The following is a 4,967-nucleotide window of genomic DNA, read 5'->3' as shown; positions in this document are numbered from 1 at the left end:
ATCTAATTCCTTTTGTTAGTTGTTCTTTAGGGAATGAAGCCCGAATAGCTTTTTGAAAATCTAAAGACACAGTTTGATTTTCATCAGGTTTTTTACCAGCTTGAACATTCAACCATGCCAAAAACTGCGGTAAACTCTCTGGAATTACCATTGCTCTCAACGTTATTAGTCGTACCATTTGGGAGCTATAAATCTTTTGCTTAATCGCTTTATCCGCACCTTGAGCATTAAATAAACTCTCCCAATAATCAGCGGTGACATCCTTATTTTCTAAACCTTTAACAATTTCTTGTACTGCTTCCGGTTTGACAGTAGAACTATTCATTAAACTGCGAATAGCAGATTTTAACGCCGCTTCATCAATATTTATTGCTGAAACAACCTGAGCAGCATTAGCAATGGCTCGTTTTAATCCATCACAGGCTCTTTGTGATGCTGGTTGAATTACTTGAAACCGTTCTGGTTTTTCCAATGCTTCTACATTAAAAGCCCACGCAACAGGTAAAACTTTTTTAGACTTGTTAAATTTTATGATTGCTAAGGCGTTAAGAGTAAATAAATCACTTTGATTTTCTGCTGGTAATACTATTGCTTGATCTTGTTCAAACGGTAAAGATTCATCCTCCTTTGTCAGGTGAGGTTGACCAGATTCTCCCATAAATAAAAAAGGACTACCTTCAAAATCTAAGGGGTTAAATGTTGGTTTTTGGTCTTGTTCCCACCAAGTTAATATAAACCGTAAATTATTATCTCCCTGACACAAAAAATAACGATAAAAAGCCGCACTGCGTCCCACTTCATCCTGTCCTCGTGTGACAACAGCCATTACAGACCAAGCATCATTACCACTTCCTACTATCCGGCCAATAATTGCTGGGTTTTCCGTAGATGAACCTTCTGTTAAAGCAAATTCCTGATTAGCAATAGACCTTTCTACAACTTGAGGAATAGGGTTAATAGTAGCGTTCATGTATTGTCCTGTAAAACCCAGAGACACCCAACCATTAACCCTTTGTTGAAAGTGAATACCTGTACTAAATTCGTGAATTTCAATATTTGGTGAACTCATGTTTTTAACCTTTATCTAATTCCTGATGACGTGAACCTGTACAAAGCCAATAAATGGGAGCAACCAAACCAAAAGGCCGCCAAAGTTTGGGATTTTTAATTACTGCTGTTACTCCCCCCCTAGTTTTAGTGAGTAAGTTAACATTTGGCTCTGGATATTTACTACCCAACATCCCAAAAGCCGAAGCTGTAAAAAATTCTATATCACCCCCTCCCATTTGTTGCCATGATTGTAATTTTCTACAAACTTGGGGAAACCTTGCTGATGCTAAGAACGCTGGTTTATCTCGATTTACCCACAAATCAGATTGTTCACATTTATTCAATACTAAGGCAATGCGGCGCTTACTTCCACCCAGATCATTCCGGTCAAGTGCTAACAGCAATTTATCTAAACCATTGGCATATTCTAAATCTTTGCGCCGACTACTACCATCAACCAAAAACAGAATACCATTACACTGTAAACAGTCTTCTAAATATTCATCTAATTGGGTATTTTTACCGCGATGTAATAAACCATCGAAAAATTCACCAGAATAATCTTTAGAACTGATATTTAAATTCAGTAATTTAGAACCTAATTTTTTTTCTTTCAGAGTTATTTGTAAAGTGCAATCATTGACATCTGATACAGTTAAAGCTAATGGAGTTCTTTCTAGTTCTAGCCCTTGTTCTAAGATATTTTGAGCCTGACTAAGTAACTTCTCTCCCCCTTCATTCACAGCCGTTACAGCCTGAACTGGACTATCAGGATCAGCATTTGGCCATCGGGCTAAGGAAGCCATATATGTAGTTTTTCCAGAAGAGCGATCGCCTATAACTCGTAACACCCCACTACTTTGTAATGGGGGCTGATTTTTATTCTTAAATAAATTAAACATCTTCTTTCATCCTCTTACCCGTACTTAACCAATAGAGAGGTGAAATCATGCCATAGGGCGACCAGTTATCAGTTTCTCGTAACACAGAATATCTGCCCCCTTGTCCTAATTCTTGTTTACGATTGGGGCGCGGATCTTTACTTCCTAAAACCCCAAAAGTAGATATAGCATAAAACTGTAAATTTTTAGGAGGAATATTGTCTTTTAAAAATGACAGAGTTTCTGGGAAATGAATGGCAAATAAATCATTTTCAGGATCTAACCGACCAGGCCAGAGTTCCCCCCGTTCACATTTACTCATGGCTACAGCTAAACGTAAATCATGCAATCTTTCCTGTTTATCCATTAAATTTATAAACCTTTTAAAGACTCGTTTATAAAATTTATCTGTTCCTTGTCTCCACTCTGTTAATAAAACTAAACACCCTTGAGTATCTTTACTTAAACACTCATTCATAAATTCTTCATGTAATGGATTAGCAGAAACTGATTCCAACTCTTTAAAAACTTCTCCTGGATAGTCTCGCACAGCTAAGTTTATTTTCTCTAGCTTTCGCCATTTTTTCTGAATTTCAATAATGAATGAATAGACTTTTAAATCATCAATTGTTTTGACATCAAGATAAGTAGGTTCTAAAGATGCACCCTCTAAAATAATGTTTTCCGCCTTGTCTGCTAATTCTCTAGTTTCTTCATTCAACGCTTGAACTTTAAAATTTTTATTTTTCTGCTTTGTTTTTAATGGTTGATAAGCCAAAGCCGCTAAATAAGTAGTTTTGCCAGAAGCCTGTGGTCCGATTATATGAATGTTGCCCATGTTACACCCTTTTCATTATTTACAGCAAATTGTTATCAAACCTGGAACAAGAACCCCACCCCCAACCCCCTCCAGTATCAAAAGCTTATCCTTTTCTTCCCCCTGCTGCGGGGGGATTTAGGGGGGTGCGATGAGGGGGCTAAGATGTAGCTTATATGATTGGAAATCGCTGTAAAGAACAGAGAATGACGAATATAGCCCCGGAGATGGTTTCAATCCATGAAAAAATTTGTCTAACACAATTCAAACCTATTTCGCTAAAAAACTACCCAAATAAATCCAAGGTAATTCTAATAAACCTCGATGATGAATAGATGTAATAAAACACCGCACCGAGCCACCGGAAAGACCATTATTCAATTGTTCTAATTGGGAATAAATCGGACGGAAATATCTTTGTAAAACATAAGTATGCCGCTGCTGCCAGTTCAGGGAACTACCATAAGGCTTGTAAGCCAGTTTACCACCTTCCTGGGATAAATCACAAAATAAATCAGCTTTATTGATACAAATAGCTAAATGTCTAACATTGGGACATTGATGATGGAAAAATTTCACCCATCTGTCAAAGCGATTACACCATTGTTTTTGCGTGACAAACTGCTCCACATCTATACCTGGTTGTAAACTCATGCCCCGATGGGGTGGAAGAATAAGCAACACTCCCTCACTGTTGCGAATGAGAGGTAAAAATTGATTCCATTGTTCAGGACTATCCTTTTGCAAATTCCTGTCCCACACATCCCCCGCTGTATCAATCCAATCTACTACCATTTGCTTATTACCAGACGGTAGCCGCACCTCCATCTCTAAATACCGTTCGTAGGGCATTTGTCGAGGTGTCGCGTAGGGTTGTGAGTTTTCATCCAACAATTGCACTCTCAGATTGTCATAATCGAGATTGGCAACTTTGACATATTCACCATTGGGGTTGACTAACTCTAGTGCTAAGTGAGTCTTACCTGTTGCGCGATCGCCTATATATATTACTCCCACATTGATTATTTTTGTGACATTACGTATATCCAAACGTCATCATACAATAATTAAACCTAAAATAGGCTGTAAGTTTGTCATCAATGGTATAATTACTGTGGATTCTGTGTAATTTAAAAATTATGAAACTAATTTTAGCTGCGGCTACTGTTTTTACATTCACGTTAGGACTTTACACATTGCCAGTCTCATCTGCACCTGTAAAAAAACCTGCTAAAAACCCTGTGACAACGGCAAAAACACCAAACAACTTTCAACAATGGTGTGAGCAAAAAGCCAAGCTACCTCAACAGACGAGATACACGGTTGAAGTATTATTAAAAACTGCTGGTACGACAAACTGTACTCAAGCTCATCAAAAACTGATTAAGTTGACTACTCTTAACCTGTGGAAAAGTCAAATTAGTGATATCCAACCTTTATCAAGTTTGACTAATTTAACTTTTATCTCTTTATGGGAAAATAAAATTAGTGATATCAAACCTTTAGCAAATTTGACTAATTTAACTTCTCTTGACCTGGGTGGAAATCAAATTATTGATATCCAACCCTTATCAAAATTAACTAAGTTAACTACCCTGAATTTGTGGGAAAATCAAATCAGGGATATCCAACCCTTGACAAATTTGCATAATTTAACTTTTATCTCGTTGTGGAAAAATCAAATCAGGGATATCCAACCCTTGACAAATTTGCATAATTTAACTTTTATCTCCTTGTGGAAGAATCAAATCAGCGATATCAAACCTTTAGCAAATTTGCATAATTTAACTTTTCTCGACTTGAAAGAAAATCGAGTTAGTGATATTGAAAGTTTGTCAAATTTAACTAAATTGACTGCTGTTTATCTGGGAGAAAATCAAATCCAAAATATTCAATCTTTGTCAAATCTGACTAAATTAACTGCTGTTTACTTAGAAAAAAATCAAGTCCAAAATATTCAATCTTTATCCGCTTTGGAAAATTTACAGACTCTTAAAGTTCAGGATAACCCGCTTATTTCTAAACAATGTCCCATCCAACCAGAGTCTATTTGTCGTTTTAGTTTTTAGCAAATCACTAAGAGGTTGTTTGAAAAGTATTATATCAAACCCGTAATCTCCAAAAACCTAACCCCCCTACCCCCCTTCCCTGCAAGGGAATGGGGGTTTTAAAGCCTCTCCCCTTGCAGGGGAGAGGTTTGGAGAGGGGTCAGTCTATAC

At 37.0% G+C, this 4,967-nt stretch carries 4 protein-coding genes and 1 pseudogene; 1 reads left to right on the top strand and 4 read right to left on the bottom strand.

Features of this window, described 5'->3' with window-relative positions; genetic code table 11:
• The 4 genes and pseudogenes from IQ228_RS20995 to IQ228_RS20980 form a co-directional block, all read right to left on the bottom strand.
• Positions 1-1,069: pseudogene (locus IQ228_RS20995) on the bottom strand (hypothetical protein); the annotation flags it as partial.
• 4 nt (positions 1,070-1,073) lie between these two features.
• A complete protein-coding gene (locus IQ228_RS20990; RefSeq protein WP_193964282.1) occupies positions 1,074-1,952 on the bottom strand; it encodes a GTPase domain-containing protein in 879 nt (292 codons plus the stop codon).
• A complete protein-coding gene (locus IQ228_RS20985) occupies positions 1,945-2,769 on the bottom strand; it encodes a hypothetical protein (RefSeq protein WP_193964281.1) in 825 nt (274 codons plus the stop codon). The genes IQ228_RS20990 and IQ228_RS20985 overlap by 8 nt, the downstream gene beginning before the upstream one ends.
• A gap of 249 nt (positions 2,770-3,018) precedes the next feature.
• On the bottom strand, positions 3,019-3,765 hold the full coding sequence (locus tag IQ228_RS20980; RefSeq protein WP_168466691.1) for a hypothetical protein: 747 nt from the start codon (positions 3,763-3,765) through the stop codon (positions 3,019-3,021).
• A 122-nt stretch (positions 3,766-3,887) separates the two neighbouring features.
• Here IQ228_RS20980 and IQ228_RS20975 point away from each other — a divergent pair, with 122 nt between their 5' ends.
• Positions 3,888-4,817, top strand: a complete 930-nt coding sequence (locus IQ228_RS20975; protein ID WP_027400844.1) for a leucine-rich repeat domain-containing protein — start codon at positions 3,888-3,890, stop codon at positions 4,815-4,817.
• Positions 4,818-4,967 lie beyond the last annotated feature (150 nt).

The sequence above is a fragment of the Dolichospermum sp. LEGE 00246 genome (assembly GCF_015207865.1).
Classification (GTDB): Bacteria; Cyanobacteriota; Cyanobacteriia; order Cyanobacteriales; family Nostocaceae; genus Dolichospermum; species Dolichospermum heterosporum.
The sequence above is the reverse complement of the archived record's forward strand: the minus strand, read 5'-3'. Positions and strand labels throughout refer to the sequence as shown.